Source organism: Streptomyces sp. NPDC002144 (assembly GCF_053593695.1).
In genome coordinates this window covers 261288-285717 of the sequence record NZ_JBSFDB010000004.1, presented here as the reverse complement: position 1 = coordinate 285717, position 24430 = coordinate 261288, and the positions used below count along the sequence as shown (strand labels likewise).

Below are 24430 nucleotides of genomic sequence, written 5' to 3'. Positions count from 1 at the left end.
TCGCCCCCCACCGCACAGGGACGGCCCGTCCGGGAAACTTCCCCCGCCCGAGGGAACCGGTGATTCCTGTTACCTCACCGGTGCCCCGGGGTTCTCACCAGTCGCTGCGCGACGAGGAACTCGAGGTGAACTTCCGTACGACGTAGATCAGTCCACCGACCAGCGCCACGAAGACCAGCGCCTTGAAGAGCAGTCCGATGACGAAGCCGACGACGCTGGCGATCAGCCCGCCGAACACGACCAGGGCGATGACCGGCACCGCGATCCACTTCACCCACCACGGCAGTCCCGAAAAGATCTCTCCCATTGCTCTCGTCCTGTCCTCTCCGCCCGCCGCTGCTGCCGGGTTCCGTCGACGACCCGGTCCTACGAGGCCGGATCCTTCTCTTGTCCTGCCCTCGATGCTAGGGCCGGCAGGGGTCCCGGCGGGGGCCTCGCATCCCTTGTCCTCCCCTGATCGAACCCCTAGGGAACCCCGAGGCCGCGGCTCAGCTCTCCGGCGGAGAGAACACCACGAGCACCCTCAGGTCCTCGCTGATGTGGTGGAACTTGTGGGCGACGCCGGCCGGCACGTACACCACGCTGCCGCGCGCCACCTGAGTGGTCTCCAGACCGACGGTGATCGAGGCACGGCCGCTCACGACGAAGTAGACCTCGTCCTGGTTGTGCGGCTTCTGTGGATCATGTTCGCCGGCATTGAGCGCGTACAGTCCGACCGACATGTTCCGCTCCCGCAGAAACTGCAGGTAGGCGCCGTCGTTGGAGGCGCGCTCCGCCTCCAGTTCGTCCAGTCGGAATGCCTTCATCTCTCTTGCCGCCCTCGTCCCTCTGCTCATGGTCGATCTCGTCTGCCACGATCAGACACATGAAGAATTTCGTAGTCAAGACGATCGCCAACGCGGGTGCCCTGGCGGTCGCCGTCTGGCTGCTCGACAAGATCACTCTTACCGGTGACAGCACGGGCAAGAAGGTCGGCACCCTGATCGGCGTCGCGCTGATCTTCGGCCTGGTGAACTTCCTGGTCAAGCCCATTGTGCAGCTGCTTTCCCTCCCGTTCGTCATCCTGACGCTCGGCCTGTTCATACTCGTCGTCAACGCCCTGATGCTGCTGCTCACCTCATGGCTGGCCGGCAAGCTCCACCTGAGCTTCCACGTCGAGGGGTTCTGGACCGCGGTCCTGGGCGGGCTGATCATCTCGATCGTCTCGTGGGCGCTGCACGTCGTCCTGCCCGACGAGGACTGACCGAGCGATGAGCTATCGCGTCTGCTTCGTCTGCACGGGCAACATCTGCCGTTCCCCGATGGCCGAGTCGGTCTTCCGCGCCCGCGTGCGGGAGGCCGGTCTCGGCGACCTGGTCGAGGTCGACAGCGCCGGCACGGGCGGCTGGCACGAGGGCGACGGCGCCGACCCGCGCACCGTCGCCGTACTGGAGGAGGCCGGCTACGACAGCGCCCACACGGCCCGTCAGTTCCAGCCGTCCTGGTTCTCCCGCCTCGACCTCGTCATCGCGCTCGACAACGGCCACCTCAGGGCCCTGCGCCGCCTGGCGCCCACCCCGGAGGACGCGGCCAAGGTCCGGTTGCTGCGCTCCTACGACGCCGCGGCGGGCGCCGACCTCGACGTGCCGGACCCGTACTACGGGGGCCTGGACGGCTTCGAGGAGTGTCTTGAGATGGTGGAGACGGCGAGCGAGGGTCTGCTCGCCGCGGTGCGCGAGCAGGTGGAGGGACGAGCGGCATGAACGATTCGGGTACGTCCGTGGGCGACGGTGACGGCACGCGCGCGGTGCGGGCGGGACTGCCCGAGCCGGTCAAGAACGAACCGACCCTGCCCGGACCGGTGTTCGCCGCTCATTTCCACCTCCCGGGCGACGTGAGCGGCCCGTACACCTACGGCCGCGACGAGAACCCCACCTGGAGCCTGCTGGAGCGTGCCATCGGCGAGCTGGAGGCGCCGGGGCAGGAAAACGTCCAGACGCTGACGTTCGCCTCGGGCGTGGCCGCCACCGCGGCCGTGCTGTTCTCCCAGGCGGGCGCGGGCGATGTCGTCGTCCTGCCCGACGACGGCTACCAGGTGCTGCCCCTGGTCCGCGCCCAGCTGGAGGCCTACGGCATCGAGGTGCGCACGGCGCCGACCGGCCAGGACGCCCAGCTCGACGTCCTCGAGGGAGCGAAGCTGCTGTGGCTGGAGACGCCCTCCAACCCCGGACTCGACGTCTGCGACATCCGCCGCCTCACCGAGGCGGCGCACGCACAGGGCGCGCTGGTGGCCGTGGACAACACGCTCGCCACGCCCCTGGGTCAGCGGCCCCTGGAGCTCGGGGCCGACTTCGCCGTGGCCAGCGGCACCAAGCAGCTGACCGGGCACGGGGACGTCCTGCTCGGTTATGTCGTCGGGCGCGACGCCGGGGCCATGGCGGCCGTGCGGCGCTGGCGGAAGATCGTCGGCGCGATCCCGGGCCCCATGGAGGCCTGGCTCGCACACCGTTCGATCGCCACGCTCCAGTTGCGCGTCGACCGGCAGTGCGCCACGGCCCTGACGGTCGCCGAGGCCCTGCGGGAGCGACCCGAGGTGACCGGGCTGCGCTATCCCGGTCTGCCCGACGACCCCGCGCACAAGGTCGCCGCACAGCAGATGCGCCGCTACGGCAGCGTCGTGTCCTTCACGCTGCCCACGCGTGCGCGTGCCGAGCGTTTCCTCGAGGCGCTGCGGCTGGTGGACGACGCGACGAGCTTCGGCAGCGTGCGGTCCACGGCCGAGCGGCGCGGACGCTGGGGCGGGGACCCGGTGCCGGAGGGCTTCATCCGGTTCTCGGTCGGAGCCGAGGATCCCGAGGACCTGGTGGCGGATGTGCTCCGCGCCCTGGACGAGTCGTCCGAATGACCACGTCGGAGCCCGCTTCACGGGTGCCCCGCCGCGGTCCGGCCGGTCGTGACGGACGGTCCGAGCCTCCCCCCTCGTGGCTCGGACCGTCCTCGGTTCCGCGCGCGAAGAACCGCGCGACCAAGGCTAGTTGACTCTCTGTCAGTGTCCAATCACAGTAGCGACAGAGACCTATCGACTTATTTATAGTTAGGCCCTGCCTGGGGCCGGGAGAAGGGCAGGGAACTGGGGAGGGCGAACCATGGATCTGGCCTTGCTGCGCACTTTCGTGACCGTGCACCGGGCCGGTTCCTTCACCCGCGCCGCCGCCCTGCTCGGCCTGTCGCAGCCGGCCGTCACCTCGCAGATCCGCACGCTGGAACGGCAGCTGGGCCGCCCCCTGTTCCTGCGCCAGGCCCGCGGAGTGACCCCGACGACCATCGGCGACGAACTCGCGCACAAGGCCGCCCCGCATCTGGACGCCCTGGTGGAGATCACCGAGACCGGCCTCGACGACGAGTCCTCCTTACGGACACTGCATCTCGCCGGTCCGCCCGAGTTCACCGCCGAGCGCGCCCTGCCCGCCCTCACGGAGCTGACCGGCGAGGACGGCCAGGGGTTCGCCCTGCGCGCCTCCTTCGGGAACGCGGAGGAAACCCTGGAAGGACTCGCCGCGGGCCATCACGATCTGGCCATCAGTACGGCCCGTCCGCGCGGCGCGCTCCTCACGGCGACTCCGCTCTGCGACGAGGAGCACGTCCTGGTCGCCTCCCCGGCCCGGGCCGAACAGATCGGTCCCGGATCGCGCGGGAAGGCGGTGCCCGCCCTGGAGGACGTCCCGGTGATCGAGGTGCACGAGTCCCTGCCCTTCGTCTCCCGCTACTGGGCCTCCGTCTTCGACTCCCGTCCGGCCTCCCCGGGCACGGTCATCGTCCCCGACCTGCGTGCGGTCCTCGCCTGTGCCGTCGCGGGCGCCGGGCTCGCGGTGCTGCCCCGCTATCTGTGCACGGCCGCCCTCAAGCGTGGGGACGTCGTCGCCCTGCACGAACCCGCGGTGCCGCCCCTGCGGACGTACTTCCTGGTGGTTCGCACCGGCACGCTGGCGATGCCGCATATCGCGCGGGCGCACGAATGGTTGCTCCAAGCGGCTTCCGACTGGTGCTGACCAGGGCTTTTGCCGTGGTCACGGGGTGAGCTCGGCCAGTGACGTGCTGCGATGTTTCACGTGGAACCATCCGGGCCACATTCCCCCCATGACCGTCCGACCCGTGGTCAAGCGCACCGCCCGTGCCGTCCTCCTCGACGGCGACGACCTGATTCTGATCAAGCGCACCAAGCCCGGTGTCGATCCCTACTGGGTCACTCCCGGTGGCGGGGTCGAACCCGGGGACACGACCGTCGTCGACGCCCTGCACCGCGAGGTGCACGAGGAACTCGGCGCCAAGATCACCGACGTGGTGCCCTGCTTCGTCGACACCGTCGAGCACATCGGCGAGGACGGTGGCGCGACCGGCGTGAAGGTGCAGCACTTCTTCGTGTGCCGCCTGGAGTCCATGGACACATCCCAGCGGCACGGCCCCGAGGTGGATGAGCCCGCGGGAGAGTACGAGATCGTCCGGGTGCCGTTCACCCGTGTCGGGATCGCCTCCGTCCATCTCGTCCCGCTGTCCCTGCGGCACTACCTCGACGGCAACATCGAGGGCGTACGGGCCATGCACGCCCCGGACCTGGGCTGAGACCGGGGTCCCACGGCGACGAGTTCCTCCACCGAGTCGTGCCGTATCCGCTCCGACGGGACGCCGAGCCTCCTGAGGACGTCCACACCGCTGCGGATCATGCCGGGCGGTCCGGAGAGATACGCGTCGTACCGGTTCCAGGGACCATAGGAACGTACGGCGTCCGGAAGGTGGGAGTGCGCCTGTCGGTCCACGATCGCGCGGACCGAGAGCCAGGGGTGGGACTGCTGGAGCCGGAGCATCGTGTCGATGTCGTAGAGGTCCAGGTCGGTGCGGGCTCCGTAGAACACCTCGACCGGCCGTCGGTGGCCGTGCTCGGCGACGTCCTCGACGAGTGCCTTGATGGGTGCTATGCCGGTCCCTCCGCCCAGGCAGAGCAGACCGTTGTCGGTGGTGTGGTCGACGGTCATCGAACCGGCCGGCGGCCCGAGCCGGACGACATCGCCGGGACGGGCGCGGTGCACCAGGGCGTTGGAGACCCAGCCTGCGGGAACGGCCTTCACATGGAAGGTCAGCAGGCCGTCCGAGCGAGGTGCCGAGGCGAAGGAGTAGTTCCGCCAGATCCGCGGCCACCACGGCGTTTCCACACCCCCGTACTGGCCGGCGACGAAGGGATAGGGCTGGTCGGGGCGGACGGTGACCACGGCGACGTCCGGCGTCCTGAGGTCGTGCGCGACGATCTCGCCGTTCCACCAGGCGGGGGCGACGAGTTGGTCCGCGGCCGAGGCGTCGATCATGACCTGCGAGATCGTCGTGTACGCCCGCACCCATGCCGTTTCCGTCTCCGCGTCCCAGACGTGGGAGGCGTACTTGCTCAGCGCGCCGATGAGGCACTCCCCGACGGCCGGGTAGTGCTCGGGGCGGGTGCCGTACTTGCGGTGACCGCGGCCCAGGTTCTGCAGGTAGGGGATGAGGACCTCGGCATCGTCGATGTGCTCGGCCGCGGTGAGCAGGGCTCTGAGCAGCCGGTCCCGCTGGGTGTCCATCGCCGCCGGGAACAGTGAGCGCAGTTCGGGGTGGCGAACGAAGAGCAGCGCGTAGAAGTACGAGGTGACCTTGTCGGCAATGGGGGTGACCTCGGCCATCGTCCGACGGATCAGAGCGGCGGAGATCCCGCCGCCGAAAGGCCCATGGTCGGCGGACGCGGGGGTCGGAGCGTCCATGGTGTGCCTCGCCTCGAGAATTGCACTCTCGCCACAGCATCCCGCCCCCTACGGATGCCGCGACCGGGTAACCGGAAACGTGGGTCTTCGATCTCTCCGTCCCGTTAGGCTGCCTTGCCCTCACCGCGTCGCGTGACCGAGTCCGGTCCAGCGAGGCACCGATTCCTTCGGTTACCGGGCCTGGCGAACCAATTCATATGCTTCCCACAGATCTCCGCCGATGTAGGAGTGTGTGGCAATACCGGACACATGACGGTCCGCATTGACCGCGACGGAGACCGGCACCACAGCGAACAGATCCCGGTCCGAGAGTGAGTCGCCGTAGGCCACGCAGTCGGCCGCCGTCACCCCGAACTCCTCGCACAGGCGAGCGGCGATCTCGACTTTCGCCGCCGCACTCAGAACTCCGGTCGGATCCACGGGCTCGGTGAACGGCACGGCGGGAAAACGCGACCCATAGGCCGCGTGGGCCCCCCAGCCGATGAGCCTCTCCACGAAGAAGGAGGGTGAGAGCGACACCACGGCGCAATAGTCGCCCCGTTCCCTGATCTCCGCCCACACCTCGCGGATGCGCTCCAGCCACGGGGCTCCTTCGAAAGCCGCCGTGACATGAGCGTCCGTGAGATCCGCCCACAGGGTGTGCACGCGGGTCGCATATTCGGGAGGATCCATCAGCCCTGCCGAGATCGCCTCGTCGAGCGCGATCGTCTCGGCTTCCAGCCCCAACTGCCGTGAGATCTCGACGGGCGACGAGGTACCGCGCAGCAATGTGCCATCGAGGTCGAAGAGATGAAGTCTCGCCATGGCGCCGAGGCTACCGGCGCCTGGCCGACCGCCGTTGGCCTGTGTTTCACGTGAAACATCGGGCAACGGCAACGGGCTGTGCGCTTGCCCATGACATGGCCAAAAGCCCTTGTTTCTCACCGGAAACAGGTGGACGGCGAGTACACCCGTCGGACAGCCTGACCTGCGTGCCGACTCCTTCTCTTGCCGACCTTTCCATCCGCCGTTTGAGCTTGCGCGATCTGAGCGCCTGCGCGGACCTGTCCGAGGACCGGGGGTGGCCACGCGAGGAGCACAAATGGAGCTTCCTTCTCACGGCGGGGAAGGGATTCGGCATCGACGACCCGGAAGGCGGTCTGGTCAGCGCCTGTGTCGTCACCGAGTACGGGCTGTGGGACCGCCCCGATCTCGCGGCCATCGGCATGGTGCTGGTCGCCGAACGGCACGCCCGCAAGGGCATGGGGCGCCGCCTGATGCGGCACGTCGTCTCGGAGATGGGGAGCACCCCGCTGACGCTGCACGCGACTCCGTACGGCCGGCCGCTCTATGAGGAACTCGGCTTCAAGGTCACCGGCCGAGCCGAGATGCTGCGCGGACACTTCATCCCCGGTGGGCCGGCTCCCCAGGGCGCGACACGGGCAGCAACCGCCGAGGATCTCGGCGCCATCCTCCGGCTCGACAAGGAGGTGTTCGGGACCGATCGCACTCACATCGTGACCAGGCTGCCCGCCTTCGCCGACCGCTTGTGCGTCGCCGAGGAGGACGGTCGGATCGTCGGCTACGCGGCTGCCTGGCCCAACATGGACACCCATGTCATCGGTCCGCTGATCGCCCGGGACACCGAGACGGCGAAGGCGCTCCTGGCCTCTCTCGCCGCCCACACCGACCGGCCCCTGCGCACCGACATCGACGTACGCCATGGGGAACTGCTGGCCTGGGCGAAGGAGCGGGGGCTCGCCTCGGTCGCCTTCAACTCGGTCATGACCTACGGAGTCCCGGACCTGCCCGGCGACTGGACGCGGCGCTTCGCACCGGTCACCGTGGCGGCGGGCTGAGCGTCCCGGGCTGCTTCCAGGCCTGGACGGCCGCATCCCCGGCTGTCCGCAGGCCTCGACGGCCCACGTAAGGTGCCGGTCATGGGAGATCTTGAGATACGGGCCGCGACGGTGGCCGATGTGCCGGCGATCGTCGCGATGCTCGCCGACGACCCTCTCGGCGCCCAGCGCGAGACTCCGGAGGACCTGGCGCCCTATCTGACCGCGTGGGAGCGCCTAGCGGCCGACCCGAATCAGCATCTGGTCGTCGCCGTTCGCAAGAGCCGGGTGATCGGCACCCTTCAGCTCACGATCATTCCCGGCCTGTCGCGCCGGGGTTCCGTCCGGTCGATCATCGAAGCCGTTCGTGTCCATGCCGATGAACGAGGCAGTGGCCTGGGAACGCGGCTCATCGAGTGGGCGATCGAGGAATCCCGCTGTCAGGGCTGCCAGTTGGTCCAGCTGACCTCCGACAGGGCTCGGACCAACGCTCACCGCTTCTACGAGCGGCTCGGCTTCACCGCCTCGCATGTGGGCTTCAAGCTCCAGCTCTGAACCAGGCGGGCCTCAGCTCCGGCTGAGAGAAGGATCGGTAAGCGTCTGTTTCACGTGAAACAGGACGCCCGCGGGTGCTTCGGTGCTCAGCCGATCCCCCGCCACCCGTCGGGGTCCACCCCACCCGGCACAGGAGCCTCCTCGTCGTACGGCTGACGCGTGAACACGAACGACCCGAGGTCCAGATGACTCACGGTCCCGTCGGGCCGTCGTACGGCCCTCAGAAGCTCTCCGGCGTAGTAGCCCTCAAGTCCGGTCCAGGTGCCGTCACCGTTCGCCCGAAACCGCGAACGGCGGCCCGAGCCGGACAGCGGCTCCAGCGCCATGCTCCCGTCGGACGTCAGCCGCAGCGCGAACGCATATGTCCCCCAGTACCAGGGCCCGACCAACTCCAGTACGGCTGCGTCGACTTCGGGCAGGGGACGCCATGGCTCCGGGATGCGTGGCTCGGCCTCGGCGACGATACGCACGAGATCGGCGCCGACAGTGAACAGCGGCGGACCGGAGGTGCAGTTGGCCAGCACCACCGACGCGACGTCGTCGTCGATGCTGATGGTCAGGTTCGCGAGAAAGCCGGGCAGTGAACCGGAGTGCCCGATGAGCAGCCGCCCGTGCCGGTGCTGGATCTGCAGCCCGAGCCCGTACGAGGTTCCGTCAGCCACGTCCGCCGCCTCCACGGGCGCCGCTGGTGTCCGCATCTCCCGCACCGTCTCGGCACTCAGGACCCGCTCGTCCCCCTGCGCCAGGAACACGGCGAACCGTGCCAAGTCGGCCGTGGTTGACCAGAGTTGGCCCGCTGGGGCCATCCGTCCGAGGTTCTCGCCGGGTTCGGGCAACAGGACGTCCGCCCAGGGGTGCACGGCCCAGCCACCCGCGTGGGGCGCCCGCGGGTGGGCGCTCGTGCCGTCGAGCCCCAGGGGCTCGAGCACCTCACGCCGCAGTACCTCCTCCCAGGGGGCTCCACGCAGCTTCTCGATGAGCGCGCCGAGCACGGTGTAGCCCGGGTTGGAGTAGTGGAAGCGGCGCCCGACCGGATGCAGCTGGGGCTGCTCGCCCAGGACGTCGGCGAGTTCGGGGCGCAGGGATCCCGGGGTGCGCTCCCACCACGGGCCCGGCGACTCGGCCGCCAGTCCGCCGGTGTGGGCGAGGAGGTCGGCGATGGTGGCCTCCCCCGCGCCCGTGCCCGGCAGGTGCTTCTCCAGGGGGTCTCCGAGCGCGAGCAGCCCCTCGTCGCGCAGCCGCAGCACCAGGACGGCCGTGAACGTCTTGGTGATCGAGCCGATGCGGTACTGCACGTTCTCGTCCGGGCCGTGTCCGTCCACCGAGGTCCGCGCCCCGTGCCACACCGTCCGCCCGCCCCGGACGACCGCGGCGACCAACGACGGCGCACGCCCTTCGGTCTGGGCCACGGCGATGCGGTGCAGCAGGGCCCGACGGGTAGCGGGAAGCAGCTCTTCCAGAGAAGTCGTCATGCCCCCAGTCCATCCCGGGGGACGCTCGGCCGTCGAGTTCATTTGCCCGGGAGGTCCGGGCGGGCGGATCAGGTCTGCGCCATGTCCACGAAGCGCGAGTAGTGGCCCTGGAAGGCGACCGTGATCGTCGCCGTCGGGCCGTTACGGTGCTTGGCCACGATCAGATCGGCCTCGCCCGCGCGCGGCGACTCCTTCTCGTAGGCGTCCTCGCGGTGCAGCAGGATGACCATGTCGGCGTCCTGCTCGATGGAGCCGGACTCACGCAGGTCGGAGACCATCGGCTTCTTGTCGGTGCGCTGCTCGGGACCACGGTTGAGCTGGGACAACGCGATAACCGGGATCTCCAGCTCCTTGGCGAGGAGCTTGAGGTTACGGGACATGTCCGAGACCTCCTGCTGACGGTTCTCGGCGCGCTTGGAGCCGCCCGACTGCATCAGCTGGAGGTAGTCGATGACGACCAGGCGGATGTCGTTGCGCTGCTTGAGGCGGCGGCACTTGGCGCGGATCTCCATCATCGACAGGTTCGGGGAGTCGTCGATGAACAGCGGTGCGGCGGAGACGTCGGGCATCCTGCGGGCCAGGCGCGTCCAGTCCTCGTCGGTCATCGTGCCGGAGCGCATGTGGTGCAGGGCGACCCGGGCCTCGGCGGAGAGCAGACGCATCGCGATCTCGTTGCGCCCCATCTCTAGGGAGAAGATGACGCTCGGCAGGTTGTGCTTGATGGAGGCGGCCCGGGCGAAGTCCAGGGCGAGCGTGGACTTACCCATGGCGGGACGGGCGGCGATGACGATCATCTGGCCGGGATGCAGACCGTTGGTGAGCGAGTCGAAATCGGTGAACCCGGTGGGCACACCCGTCATCTCGCCGCTGCGGGAGCCGATCGCCTCGATCTCGTCGAGCGCGCCCTCCATGATGTCGCCGAGCGGCAGGTAGTCCTCGCTGGTTCGCTGCTCGGTGACCGCGTAGATCTCGGCCTGGGCCCGGTTGACGATCTCGTCGACGTCGTCGTCGGCCGCGTATCCCATCTGGGTGATCCGCGTGCCCGCCTCGACCAGCCGGCGCAGCACCGCGCGCTCGTGGACGATCTCGGCGTAGTACTCGGCGTTGGCCGCCGTCGGCACCGTCTGGACGAGGGTGTGGAGATACGAGGCGCCGCCGACCTTGTTGATCTCACCGCGCTTGGTGAGCTCCGCGGCGATCGTGATGGGGTCGGCGGGCTCGCCCTTGGCGTAGACGTCGAGGATGGCCTGGAAGATCGTCTCGTGGGCCGGCTTGTAGAAGTCGTGTCCCTTGAGGATCTCGACGACGTCGGCGATGGCGTCCTTGGACAGGAGCATGCCGCCGAGAACGGACTGCTCGGCGTCGAGGTCCTGTGGCGGCACACGCTCGAAGGACGTTCCCCCGCCGTCCCACGAGCCGCTGTCGCGGCCTCGGTCGTGCTGCTCGTCACGACCCCGGCCTCCCTCGCCACGCCGCCGGGAGGCGGGCAGACGATCGCTGGGCCCGCTGTCGGCCCACGGATCGTCCAAGGGCTCGGAAATGCTCACCGAGCCACCTCCTCCCGTCCGCGGAGCGGACCTAGCCGTGCCCTAAGTTCTACGGCACGGCACTGACAAATGAGAGGCCCAACTCCGGTTGTGGCGCGTCGGGTTTGTGAGGGTTTCCCAGCCGACGAACGGAGCGGGCGCCGGACCACCGTAGGCCCGCGGGCACCGTCAGCCAATCTGGTTATCCACAGGCCATGTGGACGACGGCCCGGATGCTGTGGAGAACTCCGCAAAACCTGTGCACGACGCGGTGGACAGGCCTGTGAACAAGCTCCGGAACCTTCCGTGAGGCGCCATCTGACCTGCATCTTTCCCGTCCACCGGCTGTGCAGAAGAAAAACTTCCCCCGTCAGACCAAGATCGCTTCGAACTGCGCGCGAAAGAGTGCACGACGAACCGAGAGGTAAGGGTCACAAAAGCTTTGCATCTCTTACCTGTGGACGATTAGATTGATGCTCATGACACAGGCTCCCGCGACCCCCAAGGCCACCAGGCGACAGCACGACCGAGAGATCGTCGCGCTGGCCGTGCCGGCCTTCGGCGCACTAGTCGCCGAGCCCCTGTTCGTCATGGCCGACAGCGCGATCGTCGGCCATCTGGGTACCGCCCAACTCGCCGGACTCGGCGTCGCCTCGGCCCTGCTGACGACAGCGGTCAGCGTCTTCGTCTTTCTCGCCTACGCCACCACGGCCGCCGTGGCCCGGCGCGTCGGCGCCGGCGACCTCCAGGCCGCCATACGGCAGGGCATGGACGGAATCTGGCTGGCTCTGCTTCTGGGTGCCGCCGTCATCGCGGCCGTGCTGCCCACCGCGCCGGCCGTGGTGAGCCTCTTCGGCGCCTCCGACACAGCCGCCCCTTACGCGTCCACCTATCTGCGCATCTCGGCCCTCGGCATCCCGGCCATGCTCGTCGTCCTGGCCGCGACCGGTGTGCTGCGCGGCCTGCAGAACACGAAGACTCCTCTTTATGTCGCCGTCGCGGGCTTCGTCGCCAACGCCGCCCTCAACGCGGGCCTCGTCTACGGCGCCGGCCTCGGCATCGCGGGCTCCGCCTGGGGAACCGTCATCGCGCAGTGCGGCATGGCGGCGGTCTACCTCACGGTGGTCGTCCGCGGCGCCCGCCGACACGGCGCCTCCTTGCGCCCCGACCTGGGCGGAATCAGGGCCTCGGCCCAAGCCGGCGTGCCGTTGCTGGTGCGGACCCTTTCCCTGCGGGCCATCCTGATGATCGCCACCGCGGTCGCCGCCCGGCTCGGAGACGCGGACATCGCGGCCCACCAGATCATCCTCTCCCTGTGGAGCCTCCTGGCCTTCGCCCTCGACGCGATCGCCATTGCGGGACAGGCCATCATCGGCCGCTATCTCGGCGCCGAGGACGCCCGGGGAGCCCGTCAGGCATGCCGGCGCATGGTGGAGTGGGGCATCGCTGTGGGCATCGTCCTCGGAGCGTTGGTCGTGATCACCCGACCGGTGTTCCTGCCGCTGTTCACGAACGACCCTGTCGTCAGGGGCGCCGCTCTGCCGGCTCTGGTGATCGTCGCCCTCTCACAACCGATCTGCGGGATCGTCTTCGTCCTGGACGGTGTGCTGATGGGCGCGGGAGACGGCCCTTATCTGGCGGGAGCGATGCTGATCACCCTTGCGGTGTTCGCCCCGGTGGCCCTCCTCGTGCCCACGCTGGGCGGCGGGCTGACGGCCCTGTGGGCGGCGATGACGTTGATGATGGCCGTACGCATGCTGACCCTGTGGCTCCGTGCTCGCTCGGGCCGTTGGCTGGTGACCGGCGCGACCCGTTGAGCAGCCTGCATGGCTCGTTTACCCGTTTCACGTGAAACATCGTGAGCCCTGGCTCGACGACCGCGACGCCGGGCCCGGACGCGAAGAGGGGCCGCCCGACCGGGGCGGCCCCTCTCTCAGCTACTCAAGCCGAGCGCGGCGTCAGGCCGCGACGACCTCGATGTTGACCTTGGCGGCAACCTCGGGGTGCAGACGCACGGACGTCTCGTGGGCGCCCAGCGTCTTGATCGGCGCGCCCAGCTCGATGCGGCGCTTGTCGACCTCGGGGCCACCGGAAGCCTTGATCGCGGAAGCGATGTCGGCCGGGGTGACGGAACCGAAGAGACGACCGGCGTCGCCGGAGCGAACGGCCAGACGGACCTTGACGCCCTCGAGCTGGGCCTTCACCTGGTTGGCCTGCTCGATGGTCTGGATCTCGTGGATCTTGCGAGCACGACGGATCTGCTCGACGTCCTTCTCGCCACCCTTGGTCCAACGGATAGCGAACTTCCGCGGGATCAGGTAGTTGCGAGCGTAACCGTCCTTGACGTCGACGACGTCGCCCGCGGCACCGAGGCCGGAGACCTCGTGGGTGAGGATGATCTTCATGTGTCGGTCACCCTTCCCTTATCGCGCGGTGGAGGTGTAGGGCAGCAGCGCCATCTCACGGCTGTTCTTCACGGCCGTGGCGACGTCACGCTGGTGCTGCGTGCAGTTGCCGGTCACGCGGCGGGCACGGATCTTGCCGCGGTCGGAAATGAACTTCCGCAGCATGTTCGTGTCCTTGTAGTCCACGTACGTGACCTTGTCCTTGCAGAAAGCGCAGACCTTCTTCTTCGGCTTGCGCACAGGCGGCTTCGCCATGGTGTTTCTCCTGTGTGATCAAGAAGTTTGGGTACGACCCGCCCTCCGGCCCTAGGCCTAGAAGGGGGGCTCGTCCGAGTAGCCGCCGCCACCGCCGCCGGAGTTTCCACCCCAGCCGCCACCGCCGCCGCCCTGGTTGCCACCGGCGGGAGCGCCGGTCGCCCACGGGTCGTCGGCAGGAGCGCCGCCGCCCTGCTGGCCGCCACCGGAGCCGCCGCCCCAGCCGCCGCCACCCTGGCCGCCACCGCCGCCGTAACCGCCCTGACCCTGCCCACTGCGGCCGGCGGTCTTGGTGACCTTGGCCGTGGCATTGCGCAGGCTGGCGCCGACTTCCTCGACGTCCAGTTCGTAGACCGTGCGCTTGACGCCCTCACGGTCCTCGTAGGACCGCTGCTTCAGCCGGCCCTGCACGATGACGCGCATGCCTCGCTGGAGCGACTCGGCGACGTTCTCCGCCGCCTGACGCCAGACGGAGCAGGTCAGGAACAGGCTCTCGCCGTCCTTCCACTCGTTCGTCTGACGGTCGAAGGTGCGGGGGGTGGACGCGACACGGAACTTCGCGACCGCCGCACCGGAAGGGGTGAAGCGCAGCTCGGGGTCATCGACAAGGTTGCCGACGACCGTGATGACGGTCTCGCCTGCCATGGGGGAACCTCTCGGCGGGTTTGCTGCTGGCTGCTTGTGCTGCTACTCGAATCCCGGGATCCGGCTGAGCGGGAGAGCTCAGTGGGTCTCGGGACGGAGGACCTTGGTCCGGAGGACCGACTCGTTCAGGTTCATCTGGCGGTCGAGCTCCTTGACGACCGCAGGCTCGGCCTGCAGGTCGATGACCGAGTAGATGCCCTCGGGCTTCTTCTTGATCTCGTACGAGAGACGACGACGGCCCCAGGTGTCGACCTTCTCGACCTTGCCGTTGCCCTCACGGACGACGGAGAGGAAGTTCTCGATCAGGGGGGCGACGGCGCGCTCCTCCAGATCGGGGTCGAGGATGACCATCACCTCGTAGTGACGCATGTGGAACCCACCTCCTTTGGACTCAGCGGCCACGGTCGTTCCGTGGCAGGAGGGTTGTGATGCGTACGCAACGGTATCGGCCGCCACTGACAATCAGGGGTGACCTCGCGGTTTACCCGAGCTGGCCTGGGCAGACACCAATGCAGACGGTACAGACTACCCGCACACCGGCTTCCGGTTGAAATCCGGCCCGGGAGACCGTCAGTCTGTACACATCGGGTGTGTATGGCGCTACGATGCGCCGCCTTTCGCAGGAGGTGCCCCATGGCACAGGCATTGCGACCCAACACCGCCGAAGGCCTTTTCGCCACGGACGGCAAGCCCCACCCGCTCCAGGACACGCTGCTCGCGGTGACCCTGGTGCTCGGCGTGATCGCGTTCGTGACCTGCTTCTTCGACAACCTGCACCTGCTGAGCTCCTGGACCGGTCTGGTGGGCATCCTCACCGGCGCCTACGGACAGTGGATCTCGGAGACGACCCGCGAGCGCTTCGGCCTGATCCTCGGCCTCGGCGCCTCCGGAGTCGGCTTCTTCCTCGGCATGGCGCACGGCGGCCTCTTCGGCGGGGTCATCTGACGCCAGGGACACCGTTCTCCCAACTTGATACAAAGCACCGCGGAACGCCTCGGCGGCCCATGAGCCGGGGCGCGGGTTGCGTACGCCCAGCCGGGGCGCTCGCAAGGCGCAGTAGGCTTCGGCGCGAGAGCCGGAGCCCCTGTACCCATGGGGACACACCAGCCCGAGGAGCGCCCCGAATGAGCCTGACCCTGAGGACGATCAGTCGCGAGCAGCATCTGGCGTACATCCAGAGCCTGCCGTCGGCGAGCCACATGCAGGTCCCGGCCTGGGCTGACGTCAAGGCGGAGTGGCGCTCCGAGAGCCTCGGCTGGTTCGACGAGCGGACCGGTGAGCTCGTCGGCGCGGGTCTCGTCCTCTACCGCCAGCTGCCCAAGATCAAGCGCTATCTCGCCTATCTGCCCGAGGGCCCGGTCATCAACTGGTTCGCGCCGAATCTGACCGAGTGGCTGGAACCGATGCTGGCGCACCTCAAGCACCAGGGCGCCTTCTCGGTGAAGATGGGGCCGCCGGTGATCATCCGGCGCTGGGACGCGAACTCCATCAAGCAGGGCATCCAGAACCCGGACGTGAAGCGGCTGCGCGACATCGAGGCCGACTTCATCGAGCCTCGCGCCTTCGAGGTGGCGGACAAGCTGCGCCGCATGGGCTGGCAGCAGGGCGAGGACGGCGGCGCCGGCTTCGGTGACGTGCAGCCGCGCTACGTCTTCCAGGTGCCGCTGGCCAACCGCTCCCTGGAAGAGGTCCACAAGAACTTCAACCAGCTGTGGCGCCGCAACATCAAGAAGGCCGAGAAGGCCGGTGTCGAGGTCGTCCAGGGCGGCTACCACGATCTCGAGGAATGGCAGCGGCTGTACGAGATCACCGCCGTGCGCGACCACTTCCGGCCCCGCCCGCTGTCGTACTTCCAGCGCATGTGGACGGCCCTCAACACCGAGGACCCCAACCGCATGCGGCTGTACTTCGCCCGCCACAACGGCGTGAACCTCTCGGCCGCGACCATGCTGATCGTCGGCGGCCACGTCTGGTACTCCTACGGTGCCTCCGACAACATCGGCCGTGAGGTCCGGCCCTCGAACGCGATGCAGTGGCGGATGCTGCGCGACGCCTACGCGCTCGGCGCGACCGTCTACGACCTGCGGGGCATCTCCGACTCGCTGGACGAGACCGACCACCTCTTCGGCCTCATCCAGTTCAAGGTCGGCACGGGCGGCCAGGCGGCCGAGTACCTCGGTGAGTGGGACTTCCCGCTCAACAAGCTGCTCCACAAGGCGCTCGACATCTACATGTCGCGTCGCTGACGTCGCGTTCTTCGCCTCAATAGCTCCCATACCTCTGATACACCGCAGCGACCAGAAAGGTTCCAGGTCCGGCCATGGCGCTCACGCTCTACGTCGACACCGCGCGCTGGCGGGCGCACCACAAGCACGTGCAGGAGCAGTTCCCGGGTCTCGTCCCGGTCTGCAAGGGCAACGGCTACGGGTTCGGGCACGAGCGGCTGGCGGAGGAGGCCACGCGGCTGGGGTCGGACGTCCTCGCCGTGGGCACCACGTACGAGGCCGCGCGCATCAAGGACTTCTTCGGTGGTGACCTGCTGGTGCTGACGCCGTACCGGCGTGGCGAGGAGCCCGTGCCGCTGCCGGACCGGGTCATCCGCTCGGTGTCGTCCATCGACGGCGTGTACGGCCTCGTGGGCGCCCGGGTGGTGATCGAGGTGATGTCCTCGATGAAGCGCCACGGCATCAGCGCCCAGGACCTGCCTCAGCTGCACGCCGCCATAGAGAACGTGCGCCTGGAAGGCTTCGCCATCCACCTGCCGCTGGACCGCACCGACGGCTCGGACGCCGTCGAGGAGGTCATCGGCTGGATGGACCAGCTGCGCGCGGCCCGGCTGCCGCTGCACACGATGTTCGTCAGCCACCTCAAGGCCGACGAACTCCACCGTCTGCAGCAGCAGTTCCCGCAGACCCGCTTCCGCGCCCGTATCGGCACCCGGCTGTGGCTGGGGGACCACGAGGCCACCGAGTACCGCGGAGCGGTCCTGGACGTCACGCGCGTGGCCAAGGGGGACCGTTTCGGCTACCGCCAGCAGAAGGCGGCCTCGGACGGCTTCCTGGTGGTCGTGGCGGGCGGTACGTCGCACGGGGTGGGCCTGGAGGCCCCGAAGGCGCTGCACGGCGTCATGCCGCGCGCCAAGGGCGTCGCCCGGGCCGGTCTCGCCACGGTGAACCGGAACCTTTCGCCGTTCGTCTGGGGCGGCAAGCAGCGGTGGTTCGCGGAGCCGCCGCACATGCAGGTCTCCATCCTCTTCGTCCCGTCGGACGCGCCCGAGCCCAAGGTCGGCGAGGAGCTGGTGGCCCATCTGCGGCACACCACCACGCAGTTCGACCGCATCGTCGATCGCTGAGCCACAGGCCGGAGCAGCCGAAAGGCCGTACACGGAGCGCTCCGTGTACGGCCTTTGGCGTGGGTCTTGTGCGCGCTCCGTTCGCTCAGAGCGAACCGTCCCTCGGGGGTGTGGCGCCGTGACTGCCCCACTGCACCTGCGGCCCGTCGAAGTGGGCCGCGTGCTGCGGGGGATGGGCGGCGGCTCCCAGAGCGAAGACGTCCTCCGCACCGTCGAGTACGCCTCCTGAGGGATCGTCGTCACCCGACCGGCGTACCGGGTCGCGTTCCGGCATGAGGATGTCGCGCACGACGACGGCGCACAGGAAGAGCGTCCCCAGGATGTGGACGGCGATCACCCACTGGTAACCGACCTCGGGCAGTCCCTTGTGGGCGTTCCCGCTGGTCGTGTACGCGAGGTACATCCAGATCCCGAGGTAGTAAGCGACCTCGCACGCCTGCCAGATGAGGAAGTCCCGCCACTTGGGCCGGGCCAGCACCGCCAACGGGACGAGCCACAGGACGTACTGCGGCGAGTAGACCTTGTTGGTGACGATGAAGACCGCGACGATCAGGAATGCCAGCTGAGCGAAGCGCGGGCGGCGGGGAGCGGTCATCGTGAGCACCGCGATACCGATGCAGCCGAGCACCACCAGTGACGTGGCCAGGTTGTTGACCGTGTCGGTGGAGAGCGGACTGGTCGAGTGCTGGGCCATGATCAGCCAGAAGGATCCGAAGTCGACGCCCCGGTCATGGCTGAACTTGTAGAACTGCACCCAGCCGTCCCAGGCGAAGAGCATCACCGGGATGTTCACCACGAGCCAGGAGACGACCGCACCTCCCACGGCCTTCCCGAAGTCCTTCCACTTGCCGGCGCGCCAGCACAGCAGAAACAGCGGCCCCAGCAGGAACACGGGATAGAGCTTGGCGGCCGTGGCAAGGCCCAGGAGGACGCCGAAGGCGACAGGGCGGCTACGGGACCACATCAGCATCGCCGCGGCCGTCAGAGCGACCGCCAGGAGGTCCCAGTTGATGGTGGCGGTGAGCGCGAAGGCGGGCGCCAGAGCGACCAGTAGACCGTCCCAGGGGCGGCGCGCGTGTGTGCGGGCCACGCAGACCACGATGACCGCCGCGCACACCATGAGCATCCCGGCGTTGACCATCCAGTACCACTGTTCCTGGTCCTGGATGCTGCCGCTGCCGGGCGTGAGCCAGGCGGCCACCTCCATGAACACGCCGGTCAGCACCGGGTATTCGAGATACGGCATGTCGCCGGGAAGCTTGTCGAAGTACGGCACGAGCCCGTCGGCGAATCCACGTCCCTGATAGAGGTGCGGGATGTCCGAGTAACAGGCCTTCGTGTACTGGGAGCTGGCGCCGAAGAACCAGGCGCTGTTGTAGCAGGGCGCCTTCTGGACCATTCCGAGGGCGAACATGCCGATCGCGACGAGCGCGACGACCCGGACAGGGGTCCACCAGGACGTCCCGAGCAGGGCGCGCCGCCCGAGGGGGCCGCCGATCAGCTCGCTGCCGGTCGTGGCGACCTTGTCCTCCTTGGTAGGCCGCACCAGGTCCGCTCCGTGCACGCTCGCTTGCGTCGATTCTGCGCTGGGCATGTCGCACATCCTGCCGTACATGTCTGGGAATACGCCGAGGGCCGCCCCACCCTCTCAGGTGCGGCGGCCCTTGTTTCACGTGAAACATGTACATGTTTCACGTGAAACACCCGTGCTGGGCGTTTTGACGGCTAGCCGCCCCCGCCTCCGAAGAGGCCTCCATTGCCGTTGCCTCTGGTGTTGCCGTTGCCGGACGTCTCCGTGGCCGTCGGTGTCGAGGTCACGCCTCCGTCCGTGCCGCCGGCATCGGTGCCGCCGGTGCCCGTGCACTGCCAGCTGAACCGGCAGGTCTGGCTCGGCGAGGGACTCGGACTGGTCAGCGTCTGGCTGGGCGTCGGGCTCGGGGTCGGACTCGACTCCGGGGTGTTCTCGACCGTCGGAGTGGGCGTCGGACTCGGCACGTCGTTGACAACCTCACCGATGGGCTCCGGCGTCGGGAAGTCCTTCGCCGGCTCGTTCGCCAGCGCCTCCGCCATGTAGTCGTGCCAGATCTCCGCCGGGAACGACGCACCGTGGATCTTCTTCTGACCGCCCGTTCCGTACATCTCCAGGAAGGTGCGGTTCTTCTGCGTCTCGTCGTCGTTGTAGCGGAACATCGTGATCGCCGTGGACAGCTGCGGGGTGTAGCCGATGAACCAGGCGGACTTGTTGCCGTCCGTGGTACCGGTCTTGCCGGCGACCTCGCGTCCGGGCAGCTGCGCGGCGGTACCCGTGCCCTTGTCGACCACGGTCCTCAGCACGTCGGTGACGTTGTTGGCCACGGCCGGAGTGAAGGCCTCGGTGGGCTTGTCCGTGTGGGTGAAGACCGTGCCGTCCTTGCTGGTGACCTTGGTGACGGAGAACGGATCACGCTGCTGGCCGCTGGCCGCGAAGGTGGCGTAGGCGCCCGCCATGCGGATCGCGCTCGGGTCGGAGATACCGATGGAGAAGGACGGGAAACTGGTGCCGGCCAGGCTGCTCTGCTTCAGCCCCGCCGCGATGGCCGCCTGCTTGACCTTGTCCAGGCCGACGTCCATGCCGAGCTGCACATAGGCGGAGTTCACCGACTCACGCATCGCCTCGCGCAGGTCGATCTGGTAGTTGGGCGGATTGCCGTACGACTCGTTGCCGTCGTTGGTCTGCAGCCACTCCTGCCCCTTCTCGTTCTTCCAGACCGTCCCGTCGTAGTCCTTGATCTTCAGCTTGTTCTTGCCGCTGTACAGACTCTTGGGGGAGACCTGGGTGCGCTCGTCCTGTGCCTGTTCCGGGCCGAGGCTCTTGTCCCGGACACCCCACTGCATCGCCGCCGCGAGCACCAACGGCTTCATGGTCGAACCGATCTGGGCACCGGTCTGGTCGGCGTTGTCGGTGAAGTGCTTGGTCGCGTCCTCACCGCCGTAGATCGCCTTGATGGCGCCGGTGGTCGGATCCACGGAAGCGCCGCCGAACTGGACGTGGGTGTCCGTGTTCGGCCGTTGCTTGGGCTTGATGTTGGCCTTCTGGACCTTCGTGATCGAGGTCTGGAGCTCCTTGACCTTCTTCTTGTCGAAGGTCGTGTAGATCGAGTAGCCACCCTTCTGCAGATCATCGGCGGTGATCTTGGTGTTGTTGACCAGATACGCCTTGGCAAGGTCGACGAGGTAGCCGACCTGGCCGCTCAGCTTGTTGTTGGAGCGGGGGTTCTGCCAGGTGGGGAGGGTGGTGTACTTGGCCCGGTCCGCGGCGCTCAGATGGCCGTACTGCACCATCTTGTTCAGGGTGTCCTGCATCTGCGCCAGGGCCCGCTTCTGGTTGGCCTCAGGGGTGGCGGACGGGTCGAGGGACGTCGCGCCGGCCGGGTCGTAGTACGTGGCGCCCTTGAGCATCGCGGCCAGGAACGCGCACTCGCCGGGGTTCAGGTCGACGGCGTCCTTGTTGAAGTAGGCCCGCGCGGCCGCCTGGATGCCGTACGCCCCGCGCCCGTAGTACGCGGAGTTCAGATAGCCGGCCATGATCTCGTCCTTGGAGACCGTGGTGCCGACCTTGACCGAGACGAAGATCTCCTTGAGCTTGCGGGAGATGGTCTGCGACTGGTCGTTCAGCATCGCGTTCTTCACGTACTGCTGGGTGATGGTGGAGCCGCCCTGGGTCTCACCGCCCCTGGCCATGTTGAACACGGCCCGCGCGATGCCCTTCGGGTCGACGCCGCTGTCGGTGTAGAAGGTCTTGTTCTCCTGGGAGATGACGGCGTACTGCATCTCCTTGGGGATCTGCGAGAGGTTGACGTTCTGGCGGTTGATCTCGCCACCCGTGGCGACCATCTCGCTGCCGTCGGACCAGTAGAAGACGTTGTTCTGGGCCGTCGCCGTCTTCGCGAGGTCCGGAACGCCCACCATGGCGTAGGCGATGCCCGCGGCGGCCACCAGGCTGCCGAAGAAACCGATGAACAGCCCGCTCACCAGCTTCCAGGACGGCACCCAGCGCGCGGCGCCGTACTTCCCCGCGCGCGGGTAGTCGATGAACCGCTTCTGGGGGGGACCGGCTGCCCGTCCGCGCCCAGGTGCGGGTCCCCCGCGTCGACCACCGCGGGGGGGCTCGGCCGCTCTGCGGCGGCCTCCTGCGTTTCTCTGTGCGGCGCGGCGGGCGTCGGCTCGGCCTCCGTACGACCGTTCCTCGCCACCCAACTCCTGGCCCAGCCCGTAATCGGCCGGGGATCCGGTGGCGCCTCGCGGTGCCGCACGGCGGCCGGAGGACGAGCCGGACTGGCCGCGTCGGGCCGCGGCACGTCCGCCTCCCTGCGGCTGCGGCGGTTTGCGACGGTGCTCGCTCATCGAACGACTACTCCTCGGGCAGGCGCACCCGTGCGCGCCTGGAAACGGCGGCTGGTTTCCGGTCCCCCCGAAGTACGGATGTGGTCGATCCCGCATTCATCCGTACGGCACCCAGGACGACGACGCCCCCTCGCGTCACTCGGTTCCCGGTGGTGTGCATGGCGCACAGACTACGCACCGTCAAAACCCACCGAGTTCCCAAGTTCGCCCTAAACCAGACAACTTGCCTCGGATGAATAAGTGGTGTGATCCCGTTCACCGTCTCCCCACTTGTCCCATCCGGAAGGCCGTTCTATCGTCGTGATGTATCGAGTCGATACATCGGAGCGAGATAAGGCGAGGAGGCGAGGGGATGAGCCGGAGGTCCGGGATCCTCGAGTTCGCCGTCCTCGGCCTGCTCCGCGAGTCCCCGATGCACGGATACGAGCTGCGTAAGCGGCTCAACACGTCACTGGGCGTGTTCCGCGCGTTCAGCTACGGGACGCTGTACCCCTGCCTCAAGACGTTGGTCGCCAACGGCTGGTTGACCGAGGAGTCGGGGAACGCTCCTGAGGACGCCCTCGCCGCACCACTCGCAGGGCGTCGCGCCAAGATCGTCTACAGGTTGACGGCCGAGGGCAAGGAGCACTTCGAGGAGCTGCTGTCGCAGACCGGCCCCGACGCGTACGAGGACGAGCACTTCGCCGCCCGCTTCGCCTTCTTCGGGCAGACGTCACGCGACGTGCGCATGCGCGTGCTGGAGGGCCGCCGCAGCCGGCTGGAGGAGCGCCTGGAGAAGATGCGTGTCTCCTTCGCCCGCACCCGGGAGCGCCTCGACGACTACACGCTTGAGCTCCAGCGCCACGGGATGGAGTCCGTGGAGCGCGAAGTGCGCTGGCTGAACGAGCTCATCGAGAGCGAGCGGGCCGGACGGGACCTCAAGGGTCCTGCCTCCGGGGAGCCCGCTCGGCACGACACCACATCTGGAGCGCCGGGCGTCCTGCCCCGGCCCGGGGACACCCCCGGGCCGGATTCGCCCGACGACACCGCCACGTGAGCGCCCAGTCAGGGCCTCACTCGTACACATAGGGAGCAACCGGAATGGGTTCGGTTCGCGTAGCCATCGTCGGCGTGGGCAACTGCGCCGCGTCGCTGGTGCAGGGAGTCGAGTACTACAAGGACGCCGACGCGGCGTCGAAGGTCCCCGGCCTGATGCACGTGCAGTTCGGTGACTACCACGTCGGGGACGTCGAGTTCGTCGCCGCGTTCGACGTCGACGCCAAGAAGGTCGGCCTCGACCTCGCGGACGCGATCGGCGCCTCCGAGAACAACACCATCAAGATCGCCGACGTCCCGCACACCGGCGTGATGGTCCAGCGCGGCCACACCCTCGACGGTCTCGGCAAGTACTACCGCCTCACCATCGAGGAGTCCGCCGAGGAGCCGGTCGACGTCGTCCAGGTCCTCAAGGACAAGCAGGTCGACGTCCTCGTCTGCTACCTGCCCGTGGGCTCCGAGGACGCGGCGAAGTTCTACGCCCAGTGCGCCATCGACGCCAAGGTCGCCTTCGTCAACGCCCTTCCGGTCTTCATCGCCGGCACCAAGGAGTGGGCCGACAAGTTCACCGAGGCGGGCGTCCCGATCGTGGGCGACGACATCAAGTCGCAGGTCGGCGCCACCATCACGCACCGCGTCATGGCCAAGCTGTTCGAGGACCGCGGCGTCATCCTGGACCGCACGATGCAGCTGAACGTCGGCGGCAACATGGACTTCAAGAACATGCTCGAGCGCGACCGCCTCGAGTCCAAGAAGATCTCCAAGACCCAGGCCGTCACCTCCCAGATCCCCGACCGGGACCTCGGCGAGAAGAACGTCCACATCGGCCCGTCCGACTATGTCGCCTGGCTCGACGACCGCAAGTGGGCCTACGTCCGCCTCGAGGGCCGCGCGTTCGGCGACGTCCCGCTGAACCTGGAGTACAAGCTCGAGGTCTGGGACTCCCCGAACTCGGCCGGCGTCATCATCGACGCCCTGCGCGCCGCGAAGATCGCCAAGGACCGCGGCATCGGCGGCCCGATCCTGTCGGCCTCCAGCTACTTCATGAAGTCCCCGCCGGTCCAGTACTTCGACGACGAGGCCCGCGAGAACGTCGAGAAGTTCATCAAGGGTGAGGTCGAGCGCTAAGCGGCTCGCAGCACCACGCACTGAAAACGCTCCTGCCAGGGCTCCAGAGGGTCCCCGGGCCACGTGCCCGGGGACCCTCCCCGTATGTGAGGCTG

General features: G+C 68.2%; 25 protein-coding genes. 13 read left to right on the top strand and 12 right to left on the bottom strand.

All coding sequences use genetic code 11. The features are described from left to right. Positions 1-94: 94 nt before the first annotated feature. Together ACWCQ1_RS08545 and ACWCQ1_RS08540 are read right to left on the bottom strand one after the other, a co-directional pair. On the bottom strand, positions 95-307 hold the full coding sequence (locus ACWCQ1_RS08545; RefSeq protein WP_058924335.1) for a DUF5326 family protein: 213 nt from the start codon (positions 305-307) through the stop codon (positions 95-97). A gap of 181 nt (positions 308-488) precedes the next feature. Further along, positions 489-806, bottom strand: coding sequence for a cupin domain-containing protein (locus tag ACWCQ1_RS08540; protein ID WP_133048325.1), 318 nt, complete (start codon positions 804-806; stop codon positions 489-491). Positions 807-865: 59 nt separating this feature from the next. Between ACWCQ1_RS08540 and ACWCQ1_RS08535 the strand changes: the two genes are divergently transcribed. The 5 genes from ACWCQ1_RS08535 to ACWCQ1_RS08515 all read left to right on the top strand — a co-directional run bounded on the left by ACWCQ1_RS08535 (position 866) and on the right by ACWCQ1_RS08515 (position 4599). Then, a complete protein-coding gene (locus ACWCQ1_RS08535; protein WP_133048326.1) occupies positions 866-1243 on the top strand; it encodes a phage holin family protein in 378 nt (125 codons plus the stop codon). Positions 1244-1250: 7 nt separating this feature from the next. Next, on the top strand, positions 1251-1742 hold the full coding sequence (locus tag ACWCQ1_RS08530) for a low molecular weight protein-tyrosine-phosphatase (RefSeq protein WP_451026104.1): 492 nt from the start codon (positions 1251-1253) through the stop codon (positions 1740-1742). Next, the gene (locus ACWCQ1_RS08525; RefSeq protein ID WP_451026103.1) at positions 1739-2884 is read left to right on the top strand and encodes a cystathionine gamma-lyase; all 1146 of its coding nucleotides are present in this window, start codon (positions 1739-1741) and stop codon (positions 2882-2884) included. Before ACWCQ1_RS08530 ends, ACWCQ1_RS08525 begins: the two co-directional genes overlap by 4 nt. A gap of 241 nt (positions 2885-3125) precedes the next feature. Continuing rightward, on the top strand, positions 3126-4028 hold the full coding sequence (locus ACWCQ1_RS08520; RefSeq protein WP_133048329.1) for a LysR family transcriptional regulator: 903 nt from the start codon (positions 3126-3128) through the stop codon (positions 4026-4028). Positions 4029-4116: 88 nt separating this feature from the next. Then, positions 4117-4599 carry an NUDIX domain-containing protein gene (locus tag ACWCQ1_RS08515; protein WP_133048330.1) on the top strand — a complete coding sequence of 161 codons (483 nt, stop codon included), beginning with the start codon at positions 4117-4119 and terminating at the stop codon, positions 4597-4599. Here ACWCQ1_RS08515 and ACWCQ1_RS08510 read toward each other — a convergent pair. After that, entirely contained in the window at positions 4542-5762 is a 1221-nt protein-coding gene (locus ACWCQ1_RS08510) for a globin domain-containing protein (protein ID WP_451026102.1), read from the bottom strand. The two genes, ACWCQ1_RS08515 and ACWCQ1_RS08510, sit on opposite strands and share 58 nt — an antisense overlap. 171 nt (positions 5763-5933) lie before the next feature. Beyond that, the gene (locus ACWCQ1_RS08505; protein WP_451026101.1) at positions 5934-6566 is read right to left on the bottom strand and encodes an HAD family hydrolase; all 633 of its coding nucleotides are present in this window, start codon (positions 6564-6566) and stop codon (positions 5934-5936) included. A gap of 167 nt (positions 6567-6733) precedes the next feature. Here ACWCQ1_RS08505 and ACWCQ1_RS08500 point away from each other — a divergent pair, with 167 nt between their 5' ends. Both ACWCQ1_RS08500 and ACWCQ1_RS08495 read left to right on the top strand, forming a co-directional pair. After that, positions 6734-7600 carry a GNAT family N-acetyltransferase gene (locus ACWCQ1_RS08500; RefSeq protein ID WP_358600539.1) on the top strand — a complete coding sequence of 289 codons (867 nt, stop codon included), beginning with the start codon at positions 6734-6736 and terminating at the stop codon, positions 7598-7600. Positions 7601-7681: 81 nt separating this feature from the next. After that, positions 7682-8134 (top strand): N-acetyltransferase family protein, encoded by a 453-nt coding sequence (locus ACWCQ1_RS08495; RefSeq protein ID WP_451026100.1) that lies wholly within the window; start codon positions 7682-7684, stop codon positions 8132-8134. Positions 8135-8220: 86 nt separating this feature from the next. On the opposite strand, the gene ACWCQ1_RS08490 is transcribed toward ACWCQ1_RS08495, so the two are convergent. Together ACWCQ1_RS08490 and dnaB are read right to left on the bottom strand one after the other, a co-directional pair. Next, a complete protein-coding gene (locus ACWCQ1_RS08490) occupies positions 8221-9606 on the bottom strand; it encodes a serine hydrolase domain-containing protein (RefSeq protein ID WP_358600545.1) in 1386 nt (461 codons plus the stop codon). Between the two features lie 68 nt (positions 9607-9674). After that, positions 9675-11153 (bottom strand): replicative DNA helicase, encoded by a 1479-nt coding sequence (dnaB, locus tag ACWCQ1_RS08485; RefSeq protein WP_133048335.1) that lies wholly within the window; start codon positions 11151-11153, stop codon positions 9675-9677. Positions 11154-11611: 458 nt separating this feature from the next. Here dnaB and ACWCQ1_RS08480 point away from each other — a divergent pair, with 458 nt between their 5' ends. After that, positions 11612-12949, top strand: a complete 1338-nt coding sequence (locus ACWCQ1_RS08480; RefSeq protein ID WP_451026099.1) for an MATE family efflux transporter — start codon at positions 11612-11614, stop codon at positions 12947-12949. A gap of 141 nt (positions 12950-13090) precedes the next feature. On the opposite strand, the gene rplI is transcribed toward ACWCQ1_RS08480, so the two are convergent. From rplI to rpsF, 4 genes are all read right to left on the bottom strand, one after another. Next, positions 13091-13537, bottom strand: a complete 447-nt coding sequence (gene rplI, locus ACWCQ1_RS08475) for a 50S ribosomal protein L9 (RefSeq protein WP_030938854.1) — start codon at positions 13535-13537, stop codon at positions 13091-13093. 18 nt (positions 13538-13555) lie between these two features. Continuing rightward, positions 13556-13792: a 30S ribosomal protein S18 gene (rpsR, locus tag ACWCQ1_RS08470; RefSeq protein WP_003949403.1), complete on the bottom strand. Its 237-nt coding sequence runs from the start codon at positions 13790-13792 to the stop codon at positions 13556-13558. A gap of 57 nt (positions 13793-13849) precedes the next feature. Next, on the bottom strand, positions 13850-14437 hold the full coding sequence (locus ACWCQ1_RS08465; protein WP_133048337.1) for a single-stranded DNA-binding protein: 588 nt from the start codon (positions 14435-14437) through the stop codon (positions 13850-13852). A 78-nt stretch (positions 14438-14515) separates the two neighbouring features. Beyond that, on the bottom strand, positions 14516-14806 hold the full coding sequence (gene rpsF, locus ACWCQ1_RS08460; RefSeq protein ID WP_005482942.1) for a 30S ribosomal protein S6: 291 nt from the start codon (positions 14804-14806) through the stop codon (positions 14516-14518). 264 nt (positions 14807-15070) lie between these two features. On the opposite strand from rpsF, the gene ACWCQ1_RS08455 reads away from it, so the two are divergent. The 3 genes from ACWCQ1_RS08455 to ACWCQ1_RS08445 all read left to right on the top strand — a co-directional run bounded on the left by ACWCQ1_RS08455 (position 15071) and on the right by ACWCQ1_RS08445 (position 17789). Beyond that, a complete protein-coding gene (locus ACWCQ1_RS08455) occupies positions 15071-15382 on the top strand; it encodes a hypothetical protein (protein ID WP_133048338.1) in 312 nt (103 codons plus the stop codon). Positions 15383-15561: 179 nt separating this feature from the next. Beyond that, complete coding sequence (gene femX, locus ACWCQ1_RS08450; RefSeq protein WP_133048339.1) at positions 15562-16683, top strand: peptidoglycan bridge formation glycyltransferase FemX; 1122 nt, start codon at positions 15562-15564, stop codon at positions 16681-16683. A gap of 74 nt (positions 16684-16757) precedes the next feature. Then, positions 16758-17789: an alanine racemase gene (locus ACWCQ1_RS08445; protein WP_133048340.1), complete on the top strand. Its 1032-nt coding sequence runs from the start codon at positions 16758-16760 to the stop codon at positions 17787-17789. A gap of 85 nt (positions 17790-17874) precedes the next feature. Here the strand turns inward: ACWCQ1_RS08445 and ACWCQ1_RS08440 are convergent, their stop codons facing one another. Together ACWCQ1_RS08440 and ACWCQ1_RS08435 are read right to left on the bottom strand one after the other, a co-directional pair. After that, complete coding sequence (locus ACWCQ1_RS08440) at positions 17875-19383, bottom strand: glycosyltransferase family 87 protein (protein ID WP_451026098.1); 1509 nt, start codon at positions 19381-19383, stop codon at positions 17875-17877. 131 nt (positions 19384-19514) lie between these two features. Then, positions 19515-22172, bottom strand: a complete 2658-nt coding sequence (locus tag ACWCQ1_RS08435; RefSeq protein WP_133048342.1) for a transglycosylase domain-containing protein — start codon at positions 22170-22172, stop codon at positions 19515-19517. Positions 22173-22524: 352 nt separating this feature from the next. Between ACWCQ1_RS08435 and ACWCQ1_RS08430 the strand changes: the two genes are divergently transcribed. Together ACWCQ1_RS08430 and ACWCQ1_RS08425 are read left to right on the top strand one after the other, a co-directional pair. After that, entirely contained in the window at positions 22525-23208 is a 684-nt protein-coding gene (locus ACWCQ1_RS08430; protein WP_451026097.1) for a helix-turn-helix transcriptional regulator, read from the top strand. A gap of 44 nt (positions 23209-23252) precedes the next feature. Continuing rightward, positions 23253-24335: an inositol-3-phosphate synthase gene (locus ACWCQ1_RS08425; protein WP_451026096.1), complete on the top strand. Its 1083-nt coding sequence runs from the start codon at positions 23253-23255 to the stop codon at positions 24333-24335. Positions 24336-24430: the final 95 nt, after the last annotated feature.